At 73.3% G+C, this 18,651-nt stretch carries 17 protein-coding genes, 1 pseudogene and 1 riboswitch; of the genes and pseudogenes, 6 read left to right on the top strand and 12 right to left on the bottom strand.

What is annotated here, in order from left to right:
- Positions 1-47: 47 nt before the first annotated feature.
- The 3 genes from ACIG5E_RS12630 to ACIG5E_RS12620 all read left to right on the top strand — a co-directional run bounded on the left by ACIG5E_RS12630 (position 48) and on the right by ACIG5E_RS12620 (position 2,495).
- Positions 48-806 (top strand): SDR family NAD(P)-dependent oxidoreductase, encoded by a 759-nt coding sequence (locus ACIG5E_RS12630; protein ID WP_396533381.1) that lies wholly within the window; start codon positions 48-50, stop codon positions 804-806.
- Positions 803-1,870: an S-adenosylmethionine:tRNA ribosyltransferase-isomerase gene (locus ACIG5E_RS12625; protein WP_396533380.1), complete on the top strand. Its 1,068-nt coding sequence runs from the start codon at positions 803-805 to the stop codon at positions 1,868-1,870. Before ACIG5E_RS12630 ends, ACIG5E_RS12625 begins: the two co-directional genes overlap by 4 nt.
- Positions 1,871-2,030: 160 nt before the next feature.
- On the top strand, positions 2,031-2,495 hold the full coding sequence (locus ACIG5E_RS12620) for a MarR family winged helix-turn-helix transcriptional regulator (RefSeq protein ID WP_396533378.1): 465 nt from the start codon (positions 2,031-2,033) through the stop codon (positions 2,493-2,495).
- A gap of 290 nt (positions 2,496-2,785) precedes the next feature.
- Here the strand turns inward: ACIG5E_RS12620 and ACIG5E_RS12615 are convergent, their stop codons facing one another.
- From ACIG5E_RS12615 to ACIG5E_RS12600, 4 genes are all read right to left on the bottom strand, one after another.
- A complete protein-coding gene (locus ACIG5E_RS12615) occupies positions 2,786-3,190 on the bottom strand; it encodes a nuclear transport factor 2 family protein (protein WP_396533377.1) in 405 nt (134 codons plus the stop codon).
- 113 nt (positions 3,191-3,303) lie between these two features.
- The gene (locus ACIG5E_RS12610) at positions 3,304-6,984 is read right to left on the bottom strand and encodes a SpoIIE family protein phosphatase (protein ID WP_396533376.1); all 3,681 of its coding nucleotides are present in this window, start codon (positions 6,982-6,984) and stop codon (positions 3,304-3,306) included.
- Between the two features lie 428 nt (positions 6,985-7,412).
- Positions 7,413-7,895 carry a nitroreductase family deazaflavin-dependent oxidoreductase gene (locus ACIG5E_RS12605; protein ID WP_396533374.1) on the bottom strand — a complete coding sequence of 161 codons (483 nt, stop codon included), beginning with the start codon at positions 7,893-7,895 and terminating at the stop codon, positions 7,413-7,415.
- Between the two features lie 392 nt (positions 7,896-8,287).
- Entirely contained in the window at positions 8,288-9,763 is a 1,476-nt protein-coding gene (locus ACIG5E_RS12600) for an MFS transporter (protein WP_396533372.1), read from the bottom strand.
- Positions 9,764-9,884: 121 nt separating this feature from the next.
- On the opposite strand from ACIG5E_RS12600, the gene ACIG5E_RS12595 reads away from it, so the two are divergent.
- A complete protein-coding gene (locus tag ACIG5E_RS12595) occupies positions 9,885-10,421 on the top strand; it encodes a winged helix-turn-helix transcriptional regulator (protein ID WP_396533370.1) in 537 nt (178 codons plus the stop codon).
- 144 nt (positions 10,422-10,565) lie between these two features.
- Here the strand turns inward: ACIG5E_RS12595 and ACIG5E_RS12590 are convergent, their stop codons facing one another.
- From ACIG5E_RS12590 to ACIG5E_RS12565, 6 genes and pseudogenes are all read right to left on the bottom strand, one after another.
- Entirely contained in the window at positions 10,566-11,780 is a 1,215-nt protein-coding gene (locus ACIG5E_RS12590) for an alpha/beta hydrolase family protein (RefSeq protein WP_396533368.1), read from the bottom strand.
- Between the two features lie 101 nt (positions 11,781-11,881).
- Entirely contained in the window at positions 11,882-13,066 is a 1,185-nt protein-coding gene (locus tag ACIG5E_RS12585; protein WP_396533366.1) for a thiolase family protein, read from the bottom strand.
- Between the two features lie 77 nt (positions 13,067-13,143).
- Complete coding sequence (locus ACIG5E_RS12580) at positions 13,144-13,941, bottom strand: hypothetical protein (protein ID WP_396533365.1); 798 nt, start codon at positions 13,939-13,941, stop codon at positions 13,144-13,146.
- 221 nt (positions 13,942-14,162) lie between these two features.
- On the bottom strand, positions 14,163-15,218 hold the full coding sequence (locus tag ACIG5E_RS12575; protein WP_396533363.1) for a serine hydrolase domain-containing protein: 1,056 nt from the start codon (positions 15,216-15,218) through the stop codon (positions 14,163-14,165).
- 173 nt (positions 15,219-15,391) lie between these two features.
- Positions 15,392-15,487: pseudogene (locus tag ACIG5E_RS12570) on the bottom strand (chitinase); the annotation flags it as partial.
- 243 nt (positions 15,488-15,730) lie between these two features.
- Positions 15,731-16,147 (bottom strand): HIT family protein, encoded by a 417-nt coding sequence (locus ACIG5E_RS12565; protein WP_030279828.1) that lies wholly within the window; start codon positions 16,145-16,147, stop codon positions 15,731-15,733.
- A 178-nt stretch (positions 16,148-16,325) separates the two neighbouring features.
- On the opposite strand from ACIG5E_RS12565, the gene ACIG5E_RS12560 reads away from it, so the two are divergent.
- On the top strand, positions 16,326-16,514 hold the full coding sequence (locus ACIG5E_RS12560) for a YegP family protein (RefSeq protein WP_396533361.1): 189 nt from the start codon (positions 16,326-16,328) through the stop codon (positions 16,512-16,514).
- A 189-nt stretch (positions 16,515-16,703) separates the two neighbouring features.
- Here the strand turns inward: ACIG5E_RS12560 and ACIG5E_RS12555 are convergent, their stop codons facing one another.
- On the bottom strand, positions 16,704-17,399 hold the full coding sequence (locus ACIG5E_RS12555) for an MSMEG_1061 family FMN-dependent PPOX-type flavoprotein (protein WP_396533359.1): 696 nt from the start codon (positions 17,397-17,399) through the stop codon (positions 16,704-16,706).
- 212 nt (positions 17,400-17,611) lie between these two features.
- On the opposite strand from ACIG5E_RS12555, the gene ACIG5E_RS12550 reads away from it, so the two are divergent.
- On the top strand, positions 17,612-17,926 hold the full coding sequence (locus ACIG5E_RS12550) for an antibiotic biosynthesis monooxygenase family protein (protein ID WP_396533357.1): 315 nt from the start codon (positions 17,612-17,614) through the stop codon (positions 17,924-17,926).
- On the opposite strand, the gene ACIG5E_RS12545 is transcribed toward ACIG5E_RS12550, so the two are convergent.
- Entirely contained in the window at positions 17,895-18,179 is a 285-nt protein-coding gene (locus ACIG5E_RS12545; RefSeq protein WP_396533355.1) for a nickel-binding protein, read from the bottom strand. The genes ACIG5E_RS12550 and ACIG5E_RS12545 overlap by 32 nt on opposite strands.
- Before the next feature lie 219 nt (positions 18,180-18,398).
- A riboswitch (FMN riboswitch) is annotated at positions 18,399-18,526 on the top strand.
- Positions 18,527-18,651 lie beyond the last annotated feature (125 nt).

Here is an 18,651-nt window from a genome sequence, read left to right as displayed (position 1 = left end):
CCGGGCGACCGATCCGCCGCTCGCCCCGGCGGCGGGATCGTTGCCTCATGAACGCAGCACCGCACACCGTCCCCGCCCCCGTCGCCCTGGTCACCGGCGCCTCCCGAGGACTCGGCCTGGCGCTCGCGCGCGCCCTCGCCGCCGAGGGCTGGCAGCTGGTGATCACCGCCCGCGGCGCGGCCGAACTCGCCGAGGCCGAGGCGGGCCTGGCCGCCGTCACCAAGGTCGTCGCCCTGCCGGGCTCGATCGTCGACGACGACCACCGGGCCCACCTGGCCGAGGCCGCCGAAGGCCTCGGCGGCGCGAGTCTGCTGGTCAACAACGCCGGCTCGCTCAACGGCGCCTCCGGCCCCGGCGCCGAACCGCTGCCCCGGCTGGCCGAGTTCCCGCTGCCGGACCTGCTGGAGCTCTTCGAGGTCAACGCGCTCGGCCCGATCGCCCTCACCCAGCTCGTCCTGCCCCAACTGCGCGCCCACTCGGGCGCCGTCCTCAACATCAGCTCGGACGCCGCCGTGGAGCCCTACCTCGGCTGGGGCGGCTACGGCGCCAGCAAGGCCGCCCTCGACCTGGCCACCGCCGTACTCGCCCGGGAGGAGCCGGAGTTGAAGGTCTGGGCGGTCGACCCGGGCAGCATGCGCACCCGGATGCTGCAGGAGGCCAGCCCCGGCGAGGACATCTCCGGCGAGCCGCTGCCGGGGCAGATCGCGCCCGTTCTGCTCGGCCTGCTGCGCGACCGCACCCCATCCGGCCGCTACCGCGCCGAGGACCTGGAAGCGGCCCCGGCCACCGACCGGGGTGGGCGATGACGGCCCTGACCGAGCTGGATCTCGACGTCACCGTCCCACCCGAACTCTCCGCCCGCGCACCGGCGGAGGCGCGCGGCGGCGCCCGGGACGGCGTACGGATGCTGGTCGGCCGGCGCGCCACCGGCGCCGTGGAACACCGCCGCTTCACCGACCTGCCCGAGGTGCTACGCCCGGGGGACCTGCTGGTGGTCAACAACTCGGCCACCCTCCCGGCCGCCCTGCCGGGCCGGCTGCCCGACGGCACCCCGGTCGCGCTGCACCTGTCCTCCGCTCAGCCGGACCAACAGGGCGTGTACCTGGTCGAGTTGCGCCGGGTGGTGCCGGGCGCGGCGGCGGCCTACTACCCGCCGCAGGAGTCCCCGGCGCGGCCTGGCCTGCGCATCGCCCTGCCGGCCGGCGGCGCGGCCGAGCTGGTGCAGCCCTTCACCGCCCGGCTCTGGTACGCCGAACTCGCCCTGCCAGAGCCGCTGTTGCCGTACCTGGAGCTGCACGGCCGGGCGATCCGGTACGGCTACGTGGACCGCGACTGGCCGCTCGATTCCTATCAGACGGTCTTCGCCAGCGTGCCCGGCAGCAGCGAAATGCCCAGCGCGGCCCGCCCGTTCACGCCGGGGGTGGTGGCCCGGCTGGCCGGGCGGGGCGTGCTGGTCGCGCCGGTCACCCTGCACACCGGGGTGGCCTCGCCCGAGGCGCACGAGGCCCCGTACGCCGAGCGCTTCCGCGTCCCCGCGGCCACCGCCCGGCTGGTCGGTCACGTCCGGGCGGGCGGTGGCCGGGTGATCGCCGTCGGCACCACCGTGGTCCGCGCCCTGGAGTCGGCCGTCGCGTCGGACGGAACGCTCCAGAAGGCCGACGGCTGGACGGAGTTGGTGATCACCCCGGAGCGCGGGGTGCGCGCGGTGGACGGCCTGCTCACCGGCTGGCACGAACCGCGCGCCTCCCATCTGCTGATGCTGGCCGCCGTCGCGGGCCGCCCGCTGCTTGCGGCCTGCTATCGCGAGGCGGTCCAACGGCGGTACCTGTGGCACGAGTTCGGTGACGTCAACCTGCTGCTGCCGGACTGAGGAGCGGTTCGTGGGTTGACGTCCGCTTCCATCGGACCAGGCTGACGGCCGGGACAGCGCGGTGGTCGGCACTCAGACCGCGACCAGGACGATCGACACTCCCTTTCTCATCTGAAGCATTCGAGCTCTGAATCATTATGGAAATTGTATGCTTCGAGTCATGGACGATGTCAAGAGCGGTAACGAGGAGGGCGGGATCCCCACCACGGTGGTGTTCCGGCTCGGCACCCTGGGGACGGTCGCCGCCGACAGATTCGCGGCCGTCATCGAGCCGCTGGGTCTCAAGCCCAAGCACGTCGGCCTGATGGCCGCGCTGGCCCATGGGGCCTCGGCCGGCTCGCAGCAGGATCTGGCCGCCCGCCTCGGCGTGGTCCCCAGCCTGGTGGTCTCGCTGGCCGACCACCTCGAACAGCTCGGTGCCGTCCAGCGGGTCCGTGACCCCGCCGACCGCCGCCGCCAGGTCCTCACCCTCACCGACCAGGGCCGCGACCTCCTCGCCCGGTGCACGGCCACCGCCCGAGACCTGGACGACCGGTTCACCGCCGCCCTCACCCCGGCCCAGCGCTCGGCCCTTCAGGAGGCCCTCGCCATCCTGGCGTCGGAGGCGGGCCTGCCGGGGCACTGAGCAGCCGGGTGGGCGGGAGGTCCGCGGCTGCGGCGTGAAGGTGCGGCCCGGCACCCGTTTCGCCGGATCATGGCCGGTCGTGGAGGCAGAGCGAGGACCCAGGCAGCCCTGGATGCTCTGCGCGTCCCCCGACCAGTGGCGTTGTGGTCGCCGTCGGTCGCGGCGAGCACCGCCGTCGTGACGCGCACCCCGAGCACCGAGGGGGACCTGGTGGTGCCGAAGTCCTGCGGGAGGTCGGCCGGACCCCCTGGCGAGCAGGCGATCATGGTACCGGCCCGGCGGAAGGCCGTTCAGGCCAGCAGGGTCTGCGCCACGTGGTGGGTGTCCAGGTACTCGCGAACGGCGGTGATCAGGCCGTTCTCGACGGTGAACACGCCGAGGCAGTGGTTCTCGTACGCGGCGCCGTTGGCGGCCGTTCCGACGGTGGTCCACTCGGCCACCGCCTGCGGGCCGTCGGCGAGGATGTGGGTGAGGGTGAGGGCCGGCGTGCCGCCGGGGGCGAAGAGGGTGCCGACCCGGCCGAGGAAGTCGCCGAAGATCTCCTGCTTGCCGTGCCAGGTGCGGGAGAGTTCGAGGCTGCCGGGGTAGGTCCAGGTGGCGTCCTCGGCGAACAACGCGATGGCGGCGTCCAGTTCGCCCGCGGCGAGCCGGGTGACGTACTCGGTGACGACGGTGCGGGCGTCGTTGTGCTGCATGGTGGGCTCCTCGGTCCGTCCGGTCGGGGCTCTCCCGCCGTGGAACCAGCAAAGCCCGGCGGCCGTCGCGGCGGCCAACAACCCCCGGACCGTTGCCGACAACGAGCAGTTGTTCATGCAGTCGGGAAGCCCGGCGGCAGCTCCAGCTCGAACCAGACCACCTTGCCGTTCGCGGTCCGGCGACTGCCCCAGCGGTGCGCCAGCTCGTTGACCAGGTGGATGCCGCGCCCGCCCTCGTCCTCGCTGCGGGCGCGGCGGATCCGGGGCGTGCCGCTCTCCCGGTCGGCGACCTCGACGGTGAGCACCCGGTTGCAGAACAGCCGCAACTGGGTGGGGGATCCGGCGTGCACCAGGGCGTTGGTGATCAGCTCGCTGGTGAGCAGCTCGGCCCAGTCCGAGAGCGCGGTCAGGCCCCAGGCGGTGAGCGTCTCGCGGGTGAAGCGGCGCGAGTGGGCGACCATCGAGTGGTCGCCGGTGAGCGGCAGGGTGGCGATCCGGTCGGCGCCCTCGGGGCGGACCTGCGCCATGATGACGGCGATGTCGTCCTCGGCGGTGCGCCCGGTGAGCCGGGTCAGGACGGCGTCGCAGGTCTGCTCCAGCGAGCGGCTCCGGGCGGCGACCGTACGGCAGAGCAGTTGCAGGCCCTCGTCCAGGTCGCGGCCCCGGCGCTCGACCAGGCCGTCGGTGTAGAGGGTCAGGATGGCCTGCTCGGGAAGGGTGAACTCGACGCTCTCGAACGGGACTCCGCCCACGCCGAGCGGTGCGCCGGGCGGCAGGTCGACCAGGTGGGCGTTGCCCTCGGTGTCGGCGACCACAGGCGGCAGGTGGCCGGCGCAGGCGGCGGTGCAGCTGCGGTCGGCCGGGTCGTAGAACACGCACACGCAGGTGGCGAACTGGCCCTCGCCGAGCGCCGTGGTGGCCTCGTCCAGCCGGTGCAGCACCCGCTCTGGGTTCAGTTCCAGAGTGATCAACGTCCGTGCCACGGTCCGCAGTTGGCCCATGGTGGCGGCGGCCCGGATGCCGTGGCCCATCACGTCGCCGACGATCAGCGCGGCCCGCCCGGAGGAGAGCGGCACCACGTCGAACCAGTCGCCGCCGACCTCGCTGACCACACTGCTGGGCAGGTAGCGGTAGGCGAGCTCCAGGCCGAGCGTGCGATGGATCTCCTGTGGCAGCAGGCTGCGTTGGAGAGTGAGCGCGGTGTCCCGCTCCCGGCGGTAGAGCCGGGCGTTGTCGATCGCCAGCGCGGTGCGGGCGGCCAACTCCTCGGCCAGCGAACGGTCCGCCGGGCCGAACGGCACCGGATTGTGGGTGCGGACGAACTCCGCGCCGCCCAGCACGAGTCCGCGCGCCACCAGCGGCACCATCAGGTACGAGTGCACCCCGGCCGCCAGCCCCGGCTGCACCCGGTCGGGGGAGGCGACGATCCGCCGCAAGTCCTCCTCGGTCACCGCGGAGACCAGGATCGAGCGCCGGGTGCGCAGGCTCTGCGCGTACACCTCGGCCGACTGCGAGGTCTCGCCGACCTGGTCGGCGGCCGCCGCCATGCTGCCGTCCGGCGCCGACTCGCCGACCGCCACCGCCCGCATCAGCACCGGCCCGTCCCGCGGCACCGGGCCCGGCTCCTCGCCGCCGAGCACCGCGTCGCGCAGGTCCACCGTGACGAAGTCGGCGAAGCGCGGGAGCACCACGTCCACCAACTCCCTTGCGGTGCGGTGCAGATCGAGCGTGGTGCCGATCCGGTTGCTGGCCTCGTTCAGCAGACCCAGCCGCTGCTGGGCGGCCCAGGCCTCGTCCAGCGCCCGCTGCCGGGCGGCGGCCGCATCGCGCTCGCGGGTGAACAGCAGCGCGTTGTCGATGGACACCGCCGCCCGGACCGCCAACTCCCCGGCCAGCGCGAGGTCCTCGTCCTCGTACGGGCGCTCCACCAGGGTCCGGTAGAAGCCCGCGACGCCGACCGGATTGCCGCGCGCGATCAGCGGCACGACCATGAACGAGCGCACGTTCTGCTCCCGTACGGCGGCGGTGCGCACCGGGTCCTCGGCGAACCAGGCCATGCCCTCCTCGTCCATCCGGGGCACCAGCACCGGCTTGCGGTTCGCCAGGCTCCACGCGTACGGCGAACCCGGCAAGAAGCGGTGCACCCCGCCCAGCCGGTCGATCGGCGCCAGGGTCGAGCCGCGCACCGAATGGAACGCCATCCGCCGCAGCAGCGCCGAGCCGTCCGCCGGGGCCCGCACCTCTCGCTCGCCCCGGACCAGCTCCTCCAGCACCTCCACCACCACGGTGTCGGCCAGCCGGGGCGTCGCCACCTCGGCCAACTCCTGGGCGGTGCGGTCGAGATCGAGCGTGGTGCCGATCCGGGCGGACGCCGCGTTGATCAGCGCCAGTCGCTCCTGCGCGGCCTTCGCCTCGTGCAGCGCCTGCTGCCGGGCCAGCACCGTCTGGTGCTGGCGCAGGTACAGCCGGGCGTTGTCGATCGCGACCGCCGCGCGCGAGGCCAGCTCGTCACCGAGCGTGATGTCGGCCTCCGCGAAGGGTTCTCGCTCGCCGCGCCGCGAGTACACCACCATGCCGAGCGTGGTGCCGCGTGCCACCAGCGGCGTGATCCGCACCGAACGCGGCCGGTCGCCGAAGAACGCCCGGTGGCGGCTCTCGCTGAGGCCGTCGGCCAGCGGCGACAGCTCCCAGGACGGCACCACCACCGTCCGCCCGGTGATCAGCGCCCGGGCGTACGGGGAGTCCGGCGGCAGCTCGTACACCGAGTCCACCGGCAGCGCGTCGGCTGGGTACAGCGGGTCGGAAGTCGCCAGCGCCAGGCGGCGCACCAGCTGCGGGGCGTCCGGGGCGGGCGGCTCGACGTTGCGCCCCGCGATCAGCGCCTCCAGCGCGAACACCCCGCTGATGTCCGCGACCCTCGGCACCATCGCATCGGCCAGCTCGCGCGCGGTCTGGCGCAGGTCCAGCGTGGTGCCGATCGAGGCGGTCGCGTCCACCAGCAGTGACAGCCGCTCCTGCGCCCGGGCTGCCCGGGCGTCGGCGCGGTAGCGGTCCGTGACGTCGATGATCGTCGCGCTCACCCCGAGCACCCGCCCGCCCCGGTCCACCAGCCGGAAGTACGAGGCGGACCAGGCCCGGTCGCGCCGCGGATCCCCAGGTGTGCGGCCGTGCGAACGGAAGTCCACCACCGGCAGGCCGCTCGCCAGTACCTGCCGCATCACCGCCTCGGCCTCGGTGGCGTTGATCCCCGGCAGCACCTCGGTCAGCCGGTGGCCCAGGTGCGCCCCGGCGGCCAGACCGTTGGTCTGCGCCAGTGCCTCGTTCAGCCGGACGAAGCGCAGTTCGGTGTCGAAGACGGCCATGCCCACCGGGGACTGGGTGAAGAAACCGTCCAGCACGGCCAGATCCGCCTGGATCCGCCGCAGCGTCGTCACTTCGGAGGCCACCGCCAGCACCAGCGGCGCCCCACCGGGCCCTTGGACCGGATGGGTACGGAACTCCAGGTTCACCAGATGCCCGTCCCGGTGCCGCACCGGGAACACCCCCGACCACTCCCGGCCCGCCAGGATCTCCCCGAACAGCTCCAACACCTCGGGCCGCTGCTCGTCCGAGGTCAGCAGCTTGGCCGCCTTCGCGCCCACCGCCTCGTCGGCACGGTAACCGAGCAGTGCCTCCGCGTCGCCGCTCCAGTGCAGGATCCGCCCGTCGGCCTGGATCAGCGCTGTGGCGATCGGCACCATCAGCAGGGCGTCCTGCTGAGGCTCCCCCCGGTGCTGTCCGTCGTCGTTCACCATGGCCAGAGAACCGCCCAACCGCCCGGGAGCTCGTTCCCACCAGCCCTGCCATCCTCGCACGCAGGCCCCACGACCCGCTCATCGTGCCCTGCGCCGCAGCGCGGGCCACACCAGGCGGCACCAGGCGCTACGTCGGCCGGGCGCCCGCCTCGGTCTCACGGGCAACGGTCGAACTCGTACCCACGGTCGGTAGAGGCTTCGCTGACCCCGGCGAGCGAACACCGCCCGCCCCGCCCGGGTGAGGCGCCGGTCGACCGGGTGCTCAGGTACCCCCAGGGCGTTGGCGCCGGCACCGCCTCGCATGAGAAGTCGGCGGATTCGACTTCCGGTGTCGGCTCGGGCTGAGCGCGGGGCCGTGATCCGTGTGCCTTGGCTCCTGATCCCGGCCGCGCGGCGCCCTGCCGGGCCGAGTGAGTGGGGTCCGGAGCTCAGTCCCTCGTCGGCGCCGGGGCCTTCGCCGGCCCGGCCGGGTGCTCGGGTTCGAGTACGAAGACTGGGATCACGCGGTCGGTCTTCTCCTGGTATTCGGCGTACGGCGGATACGCGGCGACCGCGCGCTGCCACCACTGGGCCCTCTCGTCCCCGGTGAGCTCACGGGCCATCATGCCCTGGCGGTTGGGGCCGTCCTGGAGATCCACCTGCGGGTCGGCCTTGAGGTTGAAGTACCAGACCGGGTGGCGCGGGAAGCCGCCCTTCGAAGCCACCGCCGCGTACCGCCCCTCGTGCTCCACGCGCATCAGCGGAATCTTGCGGATCCTGCCGCTCTTCGCGCCGCGCATCGTGACAATGACGACCGGCAGGCCGGTGTCCCAGAGCGTTGTGCCCTGCGTGCCATCCGAACTCTCATACAGCTCGACCTGTTCACGCACCCACTGCGCCGGGCTCGGCTCGTACTCGCCCTCAAGAGGCATCGCATTCACCCCATTGTCGTGCACGGATTATGTCGGGACTGTCCAACACAAGCCTCGCGCGAAGGAGCGACCGCCGCTCCCGCTCTGTGGTTCCGGTTCCGCCAGTTCACCACCTCCGACCTGGACGATCTACTGGCCAGACTCGATCGGCACACCGCCGATCACCAGGAAGAAGCCTCCGTCGAGCCCGCTACATGATCGACCCCCGAAGGACTTACGCATTCGACCACTGAGGCCGACCCGTGCGTCATCGGGTGGGGGCGCGGGCCGGGGCGGGTGGCGTGGGTTGGGGGAGCAGGGATCGGCGCTGGGGTGGTGAGTGTCGGTGCGGCTCCGGGGTGGCGTCGTCGGTGCCCGCCAGGAAGTCGGCCGGGTCGACTTCCTGCGGTGCGTCACCGGGTGGTGGCGGGTTCGCGGGTGGGGGGTGTGGGTCGGGGTGTGGGGTGGGTGCGGGATTCGGCGGTGCGGGCGGCGAGGGCCAGGGCGGCTCCGAGGAGGCAGAGGGCGGCGGCGACCAGGATCGCGCGGTCGGTGCCGGTGGCCAGGGCGTGGGCGGCGGCTTCGGGGCCGGGAGCGGTGGGGCGGGCGGAGCCGGCGACGGCGACTGTCACGGCCACGCCCAGGGCCGAGCCGATGTAGCGGGAGGTGTTGTTGGCGCCCGAGCCCATGGCGGCCCGGTGGGCGGGGACGCTGCTGACCGCGAGCCGGGCGAGGGCCGCGTTGAGGACGCCGCTGCCGATGCCGGCGACCGCGAGGCCTGGGGCCAGCCGGAGCCAGGTGGAGCCGGGCGTGAGCCCGTAGAGTCCGCCCTCGCCGAGGCCGCAGATCAGTAGGCCGAGGGCGACCTGGGCGGTGGCGGACAGGTGGGCGGCCAGTCGTCGGGCCTGGAGGGCGGAGAGCACGGACAGGCCCGACCAGAGGGCCAGTACTCCGCCCGCGGCCAGGCCGGAGAGGCCGAGCACGCCCTGGAGCAGGGTGGGCAGGTAGCTCATGAAGCCGACCAGCGAGAGTCCGGTGAACAGGGCGCCGCCGGTCGCGGCGATGAAGCCGGGGCTGCGGAACAGGGCGAGGTCGAGCATCGGCTCGCGGACCTTCGCCTCGACCAGCGCGAAGGCCGCGAGCAGCAGCACACCGCCCACCAGCAGGGCCACCACCGCGGGCCGTCCCCAGCCGCTGCGGCCCTCGGCGAGACCGGCGATGAGCAGGGACGTTCCGGTGGTGAGGGTCAGCACGCCGTACGGGTCGAGTGGGCGGGGCTGCTCGGCCCGGGACTCGGTGAGGCAGACGGCGGCGCAGGCGGCCACCGCGGCCGAGACCACGGCGAGCCCGCCGCTGACCGCGCGCCAGCCCGCCCACTGCTGGACGAGTGCGCCGTAGACCGGTCCGACCGCGATGCCGAGGCCGACGGCCGCGCCCCAGATGCCGAGTGCCCGGATCCGGTCGGGTCCGGGCGGGTGGGCGTGGCTGATCAGGCCGAGCGCGGGTGCCAGGACGGCGGCCGAGGCGACGCCGAGCAGCACCCGTGCGGCCAGGTAGACGACGCCGTCGGGGGCGAGCGCGGCGAGGGCCTCGGCGGCGGCGAACAGCAGCACGCCGAGGGTGAAGACCCGCTTGCGGCCGTGGTCGTCGGCGGCGCTGCCGGCCGTGAGGAGGAGTGCCGAGATGCCGACCAGGGTGCCGGTGAGGATCCAGGTGCGGCCGGAGGCGCCGAGGTGGGCGGCCTGGGCGGTGGCGGCGAGCGAGGCGGTGGGGGCGGTGTAGGCGACGGTGACCAGGGCGGTCGCGGCCGCCGTGACGGCCAGGGTGGCGCCCGGCCGGACGGACACGGTGGCGGAGGCCGGGGCGGAGCCGGGTGGTGCGGGGGACATGGGTGTTCCCTCCGGAGGCTGGACCAATGGGTCTGGTGAATGAACCTTCGTCTCGGGCAGCACGCTACCACCGTTGGTCTGTTCATTGAACCCACCTCGACCGTGGACTACGCTGGCCCGCATGGCGCTGGGAACCGACTACGAACTGCAGGACTGCGCACTGGCCCGCGCCCTGGAGGTGGTCGGTGAGCGCTGGAGCCTGCTGATCGTCCGCGACGCGTTCTACGGCGTGCAGCGCTTCAACGACTTCCTTGCCCACCTCGGCATCCCGCGAGCCGTCCTCACCGCCCGCCTCAACGCCCTGGTCGCGGCCGGGGTGCTGCGCAAGGAGCCGTACCAGCAGGCGCCGCTGCGCCACGGCTATCTGCTCACCGAGGTCGGCCTCGAACTCTGGGGCCCGCTCTACCAGTTGAGCCGTTGGGGCGGCCGGCACGCCACCGAGGACGGCCCGCACCACCTCTTCGCACACGCCGCCTGCGGCACCGACCTGGACCTCGTCGGGGCCTGCCCCAAATGCGGTGGCGGGCCCGTCCCCCCGGCCGAGGTCGCCATGCGCCCGAACCCCGCCCGTAACGGTGGCCACCGCGAGGACCCGGTCTCCCGCGCCCTGGTCCGCCCGCACGCTCTGCTCGAACCGATCGCCTCGGCGGCGGCGTAGCGGGGCGCCGTCGGGGCGGGTGGGTCGACGAGGCCGCCGGCAGGTCGCCGACGGCCTCGCGGGTACAGCAGATACAGCGGATACGGCAGGGTGCAGCAGGCGCTGTGGGTGCAGCAGGTGCTGCGGGTCAGGGCGTGCGCCCGGTCAGGACTGGAACCGGACCTCCGGGTTGGCGGCGGTCGGCCCGTCGAACAGCGGCTGGTCGATGCCCTTCAGCTGGAGGTCGAAGAAGGCGCCGACGTACTGCCGGGTGAGCTCGACGGCCCGCCCGCCCGCCATGGTGGTGCCCGGCCCCTGGGACATGCCGAGCGCGTCGTAGAACAGCGGGAAGTCGGTGAAGCTGCCGTGGTTCGAGCCGTCGAAGGTCAGCAAGCGCTTCCAGCCGTCGAGCCGGGGCCAGCTCGTGGTCCAGCTGCCGTCCTCGGCGCCGTCGGGCAGCGGGTGACCGATCATCAGGTACGGCTTGCCGCCGACGCCGGACTCGGGCACCAGATAGTCCATGCCGCCGTCCAGGTTCACGCCGGCCTTGATCCGGTCGTCGGTCACCAGCGCGGGGACGGTGGCCGCGCCGCCGGCCGAGTGCCCGGCCATGCCGATCCGGTCGCGGTCGATCATACGGGCGTAGCGCCAGGCCGGGTGGGGGCGCTGGGTGAGCTGGTCGATGACGAAGGAGACGTCCTTGGCGCGGCTCTCGTCCAGGCCCTTCCATGCCTCCCGGGTCTTGAGCTGGCCGCACATCACACAGGGCAGCGTCTGCCCGTCCGGGAAGGTGGTCCCGGTGTTCTCGTAGGTGTGGTCGACCAGCGCCACGACGTACCCGCGGCTGCCCAGGTCCTCGGCGAGGCTGGTCAGCGAGGTGCGCGGCATGGTGAAGCCGGGGGACAGGACCACCAGCGGGTAGTGGCCGCCCTGCGGGCTGGCGTCCGTGCTGGACCACGTCCGGGTGTCGGTCACCAGCGAGGTCGGGATCGTGTTGCCGGGGAGCTTGTCGTCCAGCAGCATCCGGGCGGCCGCGGCGGTCATGTACGGGGCCGGGCTGCCGGTGCCGGCGTGGGCGGGGTAGTACATCGTGACCATCAGCTGACGCGGACCGGCGGAGGGGACCCACGGGTCCGGACGGTTCCGGTCGACCAGGTGCAGGACCTCCTGCCCGACCGCGTGCGGCCCGGTGGGGCGCGGGAGTTCGACGTGGAGGGCGCTCGGGGCGGTGGCGGACGCACCGGCGGCGGGAGCGGCCGGAGCGGCCGGGGCGGCGGGCGCGGCCAGGGCCGGTGCGGCCGCGGCGACGGACAGGGGCAGCGCGAGCAGCAGTGCTGCCGCGGCCGCGGTGGTGCGGAGTCGGCTCGTGTGTCGGGTCATGTGAGCGACGGTAGGTCGCGGGCAGGGGAACTGACGTCCACTCAGCGAGGTACTGCTCCCTTGCGGGTTGGCCCTCGGCGGCCCTTAGGGGGTGGGCGCGGTCAGTGGATCGCCTCCAGGATCGTCGCGTTGGCCAGGCCGCCCGCCTCGCACATGGTCTGCAGTGCGAACCGCCCGCCGCTGCGGTGCAGTTCGTGCACCAGTGTGGTCATCAGCCGGGTGCCGCTGGCGCCCAGCGGGTGCCCGAGGGCGATCGCACCGCCGTTGACGTTGAGCCGGGCCGGATCGGCACCGGTCTCCTGCAGCCAGGCGAGGACGACGCTCGCGAAGGCCTCGTTCACCTCGAACAGGTCGATGTCGGCGAGCGAGAGCCCCGAGCGGCGCAGCACCTTCTCGGTGGCGGGCAGCACGCCGGTGAGCATCAGCAGCGGGTCCGAGCCGGTGACCGCGAAGGAGTGCAGCCGGGCCAGCGGACGCAGGCCGAGCCGGGCGGCGGTCTCGCTGCTGGTGATCAGGACCGCCGAGGCGCCGTCGTTGATCGGGCTGCTGTTTCCCGCCGTCACCGACCAGGCGATCTGCGGGAAGCGCTCGGCGTAGGACGGGTCGGCGAAGGCGGGCCGCAGGCCGGCGAGCACCTCGGGCGAGGTGCCCGGGCGCACCGACTCGTCCATGGTCACCAGGCCGCCGGGCGTCGGCACCGGGACCAGCTCGTCGGTGAACCGGCCCTCCGCGTGGGCCCGGGCCGCCTTGGCGTGCGAACCGGCCGCGAACTCGTCCATCGCCTCCCGCGAGAGCGACCACTTGGCCGCGATCAGCTCGGCGCTGACGCCTTGCGGTACGAGCCCGCCCGGGTAGCGTGCCGCGACCGAGGCGCCGAACGGGTCCGCCCCCGGCGGCACGTTGGACCACATCGGCACCCGGCTCATCGACTCGATCCCGCAGGCCACCACCACGTCGTACGCCCCGGCGATCACCCCCTGCGCCGCGAAGTGCACCGCCTGCTGGGAGGAGCCGCACTGGCGGTCGACGGTGGTCGCCGGGACGGACTCCGGGAACCCGGCCGCCAGCCAGGCGTAGCGGGTGGTGTTCATCGCCTGCTCCGCGACCTGGTCGACGCAGCCGCCGATCACGTCGTCGACCATGGCCGGGTCGATGCCGCTGCGCCCGATCAGGGCCTGGAGGGTGTGGGCCAGCAGGTCGACCGGGTGGACGGCCGAGAGCGAACCTCCCGGCTTGCCCTTCCCGACGGGTGTCCGGACGGCTTCGACGATCACGGCATCGCGCATGGCGGGCCGCCTCTCCTCAGAGGGTGGATTGGATTCCCGAACTCACTATAGATCTATGGGTTTGGGAATCCAACCCTCTAGGTGCTCGCCTCGGCGCTCCAGGCCCGGACCTCCTCCAGGAACTCCGCCGCCGCGCGGGCGTTGGACACCGGGAGGGTGAGTGGCAGCCCGGCCGAGTGCGTCCGGATCTCCAGCTCCCCGAGGCCGGAGGGCCGGGCCGAGTGCACCTCCGCCCAGCGGTAGGCCTCCGTCGCGGCCAGCGGGTGCGGCGGCCGGTGCACCAGCCCGCCGGCCGTCACCGTCAGCCGCCCCCGGCCGAACCGGACGCTCCCCTCGGTGTGCAGCGCCTCGTGCAGGGTGGCCCGGAGGCCGGGGGAGAGGCGCTCGTCCACCTCCCGGAACAGCCCGTCCAGCCCGCGCAACTGCGTCAGCACCAGCGGCTCGTCCGCGCCCGCCGGCCATATTCGGCCGTGCTCGGGCTTGCCGCGCTGCCCGCCCGGGGCGTACTCGACGGCCTCGATCTCGCCCCACGGCAGCAGCCGCTCGCCACCGTCCGACCCGACCAGTGCCAGCCCGCCCTGGTGGATCCGTGCGGAGCGCAGCCTGGGCGCCGGCCGCAGCAGCCCGTACCCGCTCACGGCCACCACTGCCAGGGCCGCCACCACCGGCGCGGGCCACCACTCGCCGAGCGCCAGGCAGACCGTTAGTGCGAGGAGCGCCGCAACGGCCTCCAGCCACGTCCGCGCCCGCCACGGGACGGGCCGGAAGCCCCGGTGCACCCGCACTACCGGTCCGAGCGGACCGGCCGCCCCGCGCCGGGCCTGGCCGCCCTCCACGAGCGACCGCGCCCACCCCGGCGACCACACCATCGCCACTTCGGCCTCCTTGTACTCGGCGGTCTCCCCAACCGGAACTGCGACTGTCGGATCACCAGGATCGATCGCCTGCCATCCTCGGGAACAGTGCCAATCGACACGTTTTGGCCCGAAACAGCCGATGTGGGTCCGGAACGGGGGTGCCGTTCGGCCCATCTGCGGCTGAAACGGCAGCAATGGCAGCAATGGCAGCAACGGCAGATACGGCAGCGGCGGTCCCGTCAGTCCCCCGCTGCGCCGAACCCGATCTGCAGCCTCCGCAGCAGTGCCGTGCCCGCCGGGTCCACCGACCGCCGGGTGTTGGCCAGCACCACCACCCCCACCCGCTGCTCCGGGTCGAACGCGACGAAGGAGCTGAACCCGCCCGTCCCGCCGTTGTGCCACAACTGCAGGTGCCTGCCCTGCTGGGCGTGCAGCCGGTGCCCGAGCCAGCCGAGGTGTGTCCAGGCGAACGGGTTGACCCGGTGCCTGGTCTCCCGGGTGAGCAGGATCGCGGGCGTCAGCGGCGCGTCGGGCTCGCGCTCGGCGGCCAACTGCGCGCGCAGGAGCACCGCGAGGTCGGCCGCCGTGGAACGGAGCCCGCCCATGCCCGGGAGCGCCGCCAAGTCCCAGGAGGGCACCGGCCGCCCGCCCGGCGCGTGGCCGCGGGCCAGGCGTTCGGACTGCTCCGCGCCGGGCCGCAGGCAGGTGTCGGCCAATCCCAGCGGCGCGCAGACCTCGCGCGTCACCAGCTCCTCGTACCCGGTGCCGGCCCGGTGGGCGAGGGCCAGGCCGAGCAGCCCGGCGCCGAGGTTGGAGTAGCGGAAGTTGCGCCCGGGGGCGGAGTGCAGTCGGGTCCGGGCGAGCCCGGAGAGTATTCGCTCGGCAGTGCAATGGGCGTACGGATCGGGCCGGTTGGGCTGGAGCAGCGCGCGCACCGCCATGCCCCGGGGCAGGCGGGGGAGCCCCGAGGTGTGGGTGGCGAGGTGCCGCAGTGTGATCGGCTGGCCGCCCCGGACCGGGACGGCTGCCCGGCCGGGGAGCACCTCGGCCAGCGGCTCGTCGAGTCGCACCGCTCCGTCGAGCGCCAGCCGCGCGAGCACGAGCGAGGTGAACACCTTGGTGACGGAGCCGATGTCGAAGAGTGTGTCGGCCCCGGGCACCCCGCCACCCGGCCCCGTCCGCCCGGCGCCGTGGATCTCCAGGGCGTCACCGGCCAGCCCGGCGACCACCACGCCGACGTGCCGGCCCGCGAGCCGGTCGGCGGTCTGCTGCACGAGGCGGGCGAGTTCGTTCATGTGCGCGAGCCTAGGCGGCCGCGACCTGCGAAGTCGTCCGCCCGGAAAATGATTTCGATCGCTCCGGATGCTCCCACAGGTGTACGCCCCGCTCAGTGCGGTTGCGCCTCACGAAGTACGGACCGCTGCGTCCGGAGCAGCAGCGCAGCACGGCAGGAACGGCGGGTGGGACGGCTGAGCTGGATCGGTCTGCGCCCGTAGTGCGCGGCCTGCCCGGCCGGGCACCCGTACGGTTGCGAAGTGTCGCAGTGGTGCGGGTAGTTGGAGGTTGTGCCCGTGGTACTAGACGGCGGCGCCGCCGCCGGTGTACACGGCGGTGGCGCTCCACGCGGTGCCGCAGGACGGCCGACCGGGGTGCAGGCCGGTACGGGGCTGGCACCGACTCAAGCGGAGTGGTCTATACCTGTCAAGAGGCTAGGCGGAAGCACCCCCAATGAACGCGGCACAGACGGCCTCCGGCGAACCCCCAACGACCCCCGGAATCCCCGGAACCTCAACACCCCCGGGACCCCCTACGCCTCCCCGAGCGCCGCCCGCAGCCGCGCCGCGACCTCCGCCGCCCCCGCCTCGTCCGGGTACTTCCCCCGTGGCCAGAAGAACCCGCGCAGCCCGTCCTTCGGATTGCGCGGCACCACGTGCACGTGCAGGTGCGGCACCGACTGGCTGATCCGGTTGTTCGCCGCCACGAAGCTCCCTGCCGCGCCCAACCCCCGCTCGACCGCCGCCGCCACCCGCTGCACCCGCAGGAAGAACGGTCCGACCTCCTCGGCCGGCAGGTCCGCCAGGGTCCGGTGATGGGCGCGCGGCACCACCAGCACGTGGCCGGGGAAGAGCGGCCGCCGGTCCAGGAAGGCCACCGCCGTCCCGTCGTCCAGCACCCGGTGCGCGGGTTCCTCGCCCGCCACTACCGCACAGAACACGCAGTCCATCCGTCCATTCAAACCACGGGCGGTGTTCCCGGCACCCCCGCAAACCCGGGCCCGCCCGGCTTCACCCGTCCGGCGGCCGACCGGGTGCGCCCGCCCCCGCGCCGGGCGCACGGTGCTGCGAGGGGGAGGGAGACGGACCGATGCGGCGCACTGCGTGCCGCACGAGGAGGTGGCCCGGATGTCGGGCAAGTCCGAGGTCTACCAGGACGCCGGCGGCAAGTACCGGTTCCGGCTCAAGGCGGTCAACGGCGAGATCGTCGCCACCGGCCAGGGCTACGCCAGCAAGGACGCCGCCCATAAGGGCGTCGAGGCCGTCAGGCGGGCGGCCGACGGCGCAGCGGTGATCGACGTCCCGAAGGCCGCCTGAGCCGAGATTCGCGGGACACACAGGACGCACGGGACGCACAGGACGCACGGGATACACAGGACGCACGGGACGTACAAGACGCACCGGGCACGCACGGAACGCGCGGAAGCGCCGCACCCCGCCGCCGGCCCACCCGGACCGGCGGCGGGGCAGCCCGGTGGGAGCGCACGCCGAAATGCACGGCCGCGCCTACTCGTACCGGTACAGCAGTGCCTCCTGCTCCGTCTGCTCGATCATCTCGACGGTCAGCGAGTCGTCCCGCAGGTGCGACAGCGTGACCTCCGCCGAACTCGGCTGCGCGTCCTTGGCCAGCCAGTTCTCCGGCTTCCACGCCGAAGCCCGCAGCAGCGACTTCGGGCAGTGCGCGTACACCTCCTCCACGGCCACCACGATCGCGCTGCGCGGCGGCTTGCCGACGGCGGTCAGCTGCCGGAGCAGCTCGGGGTCGGTGGAGACGCAGGCCCGCCCGTTGACCCGCAGCGTGGTGTCCCGGCCCGGTACGACGAAGAGCAGCCCGACCCGGCCGCTCTCCAGGATGTTGTGCAGGGTGTCCAACCGCTTGTTGCCGGTGGCGTCCGGAATGGCCAGGGTGTACTCGTCGAGCACCGAGACCAGCCCGGCGGGCCCGCCGCGCGGAGAGACGTCGCAGCGCCCGGCGGCGTCGGAGCTGGCGACGAACACCAGTGAGGAGCAGGCGATCAGCTGCTGGGCGACCTCGTGCAGGCGGTCGACCTGCTTGCGCCGCGCGTGGTCGCCCGGCTGCTCGTAGACCTCGCGCAGCTGGTCCTGGTCGGTGAGGGCTCCCGCGCTCAGCGCGGCGAACAGGCTGTTCGGGGTGCCCGGAGCGGTGGTTGACGGTGCGATGGCGTCTGGCGTGAGGGTCATGCCGGGAATCTAACCGAGGCCGTCTGCCGCGCCGACGGCCCGGGTTCGCGGCCCCCGCCACCGCTCCGGTCGCGGCCGCCGTCCCGCGCCCTCGGCGGCTCCACCCGCCCGGATTTCCCCACTCTCCGTGAAAGAGCCGCCCTACCCCTCCCCACCAGCGGTTTTCCGCTGATAATGGGGCCAGGGACTCCAGCCAGCCGGAGGTGGTGGCCGTGATCGTCAGAATCTGGGCCGGGCAGGTCACGGCCGATCGCATCGAGGAGTTCTGCGCACATCTGGCCAGCCAGGTGCTGCCGCAGCTCGGGCGGACGGACGGCTGCCTCGGCGGTGAACTGCTGCGCTCAGTGGCCGAGGGCGGGCACCGGGTGCTCGTGGTCAGTCGCTGGCGCGACGAGGAGGCCCTGCGCGGGTACGCCGGGCCGATGTGGCGGATCCGGCCGGTCTGGTCGGAGGGCGAGCTGCACTACCTCATGCACCCGCCGGAGGTCACCCACTTCATGCCGATCGCCGCACCCGCCACACTCTGAACCCCACCCGAAGATCCCCACTCGAAGATCCCCAGTCGAAGAACCCCGCCCCGAATCCGGCCCGATCCCGCTGCACAGCTTCCTTGGAGGGCGCCTCGGACAGGCAGTACGCCGTGCCCGACTCCGGGTCCGCCCAGGCCTGCTCGAAGTGCACGCCCTCCTCACCCTCGATTGCCTCGTCGGCCGCATGGGCCGCCTTGAGCTGGTCCGCCGTGATCCTGGTCATCCCGTGGTGGACGTCCATGAACGTCATCGTCGTCGCCTCCGAATCCGAACCCTGCCCCACCCACCAGCCTCACCCTCCCCGCACACCGGCGCCACCAGACGCCCCGCCCCCGCCGACCCACCGACTCATCGCCCCACCACCCGCATTCCCCGCATTCCCCGCAAGACCGTGAAACAGGCCACAGCGAAACACTCTCCCTGGGCTTGCGTCCCGCGTGGCACAATGTCGTCAACAGCAGTGACGTTCAGCGCACTCCGGGGTCGGTGAAAATCCGAACCGGCGGTTACAGTCCGCGACCCGTCCGCAGCCAGCGGCCGGTTGACCAGGTGAAATTCCTGGACCGACGGTTAAAGTCCGGATGGGAGGCGTGCGCGGGCGGACGAAGAGCAGTACCCGTGGTCCATCGATGTCCATCACGAGATCGGACCGGACCACGGTCAGGTGAACGGCGGGAGCATTGTCTCCCGGGCCGGGTGAGTGATCTCCCGGCGGCTCCGGC

This window comes from Kitasatospora sp. NPDC053057 (genome assembly GCF_044546945.1).
Taxonomy (GTDB): domain Bacteria; phylum Actinomycetota; class Actinomycetes; order Streptomycetales; family Streptomycetaceae; genus Kitasatospora.
Note: the sequence above shows the minus strand (reverse complement) of the source record. Positions and strands in the feature narration are given on the sequence as shown.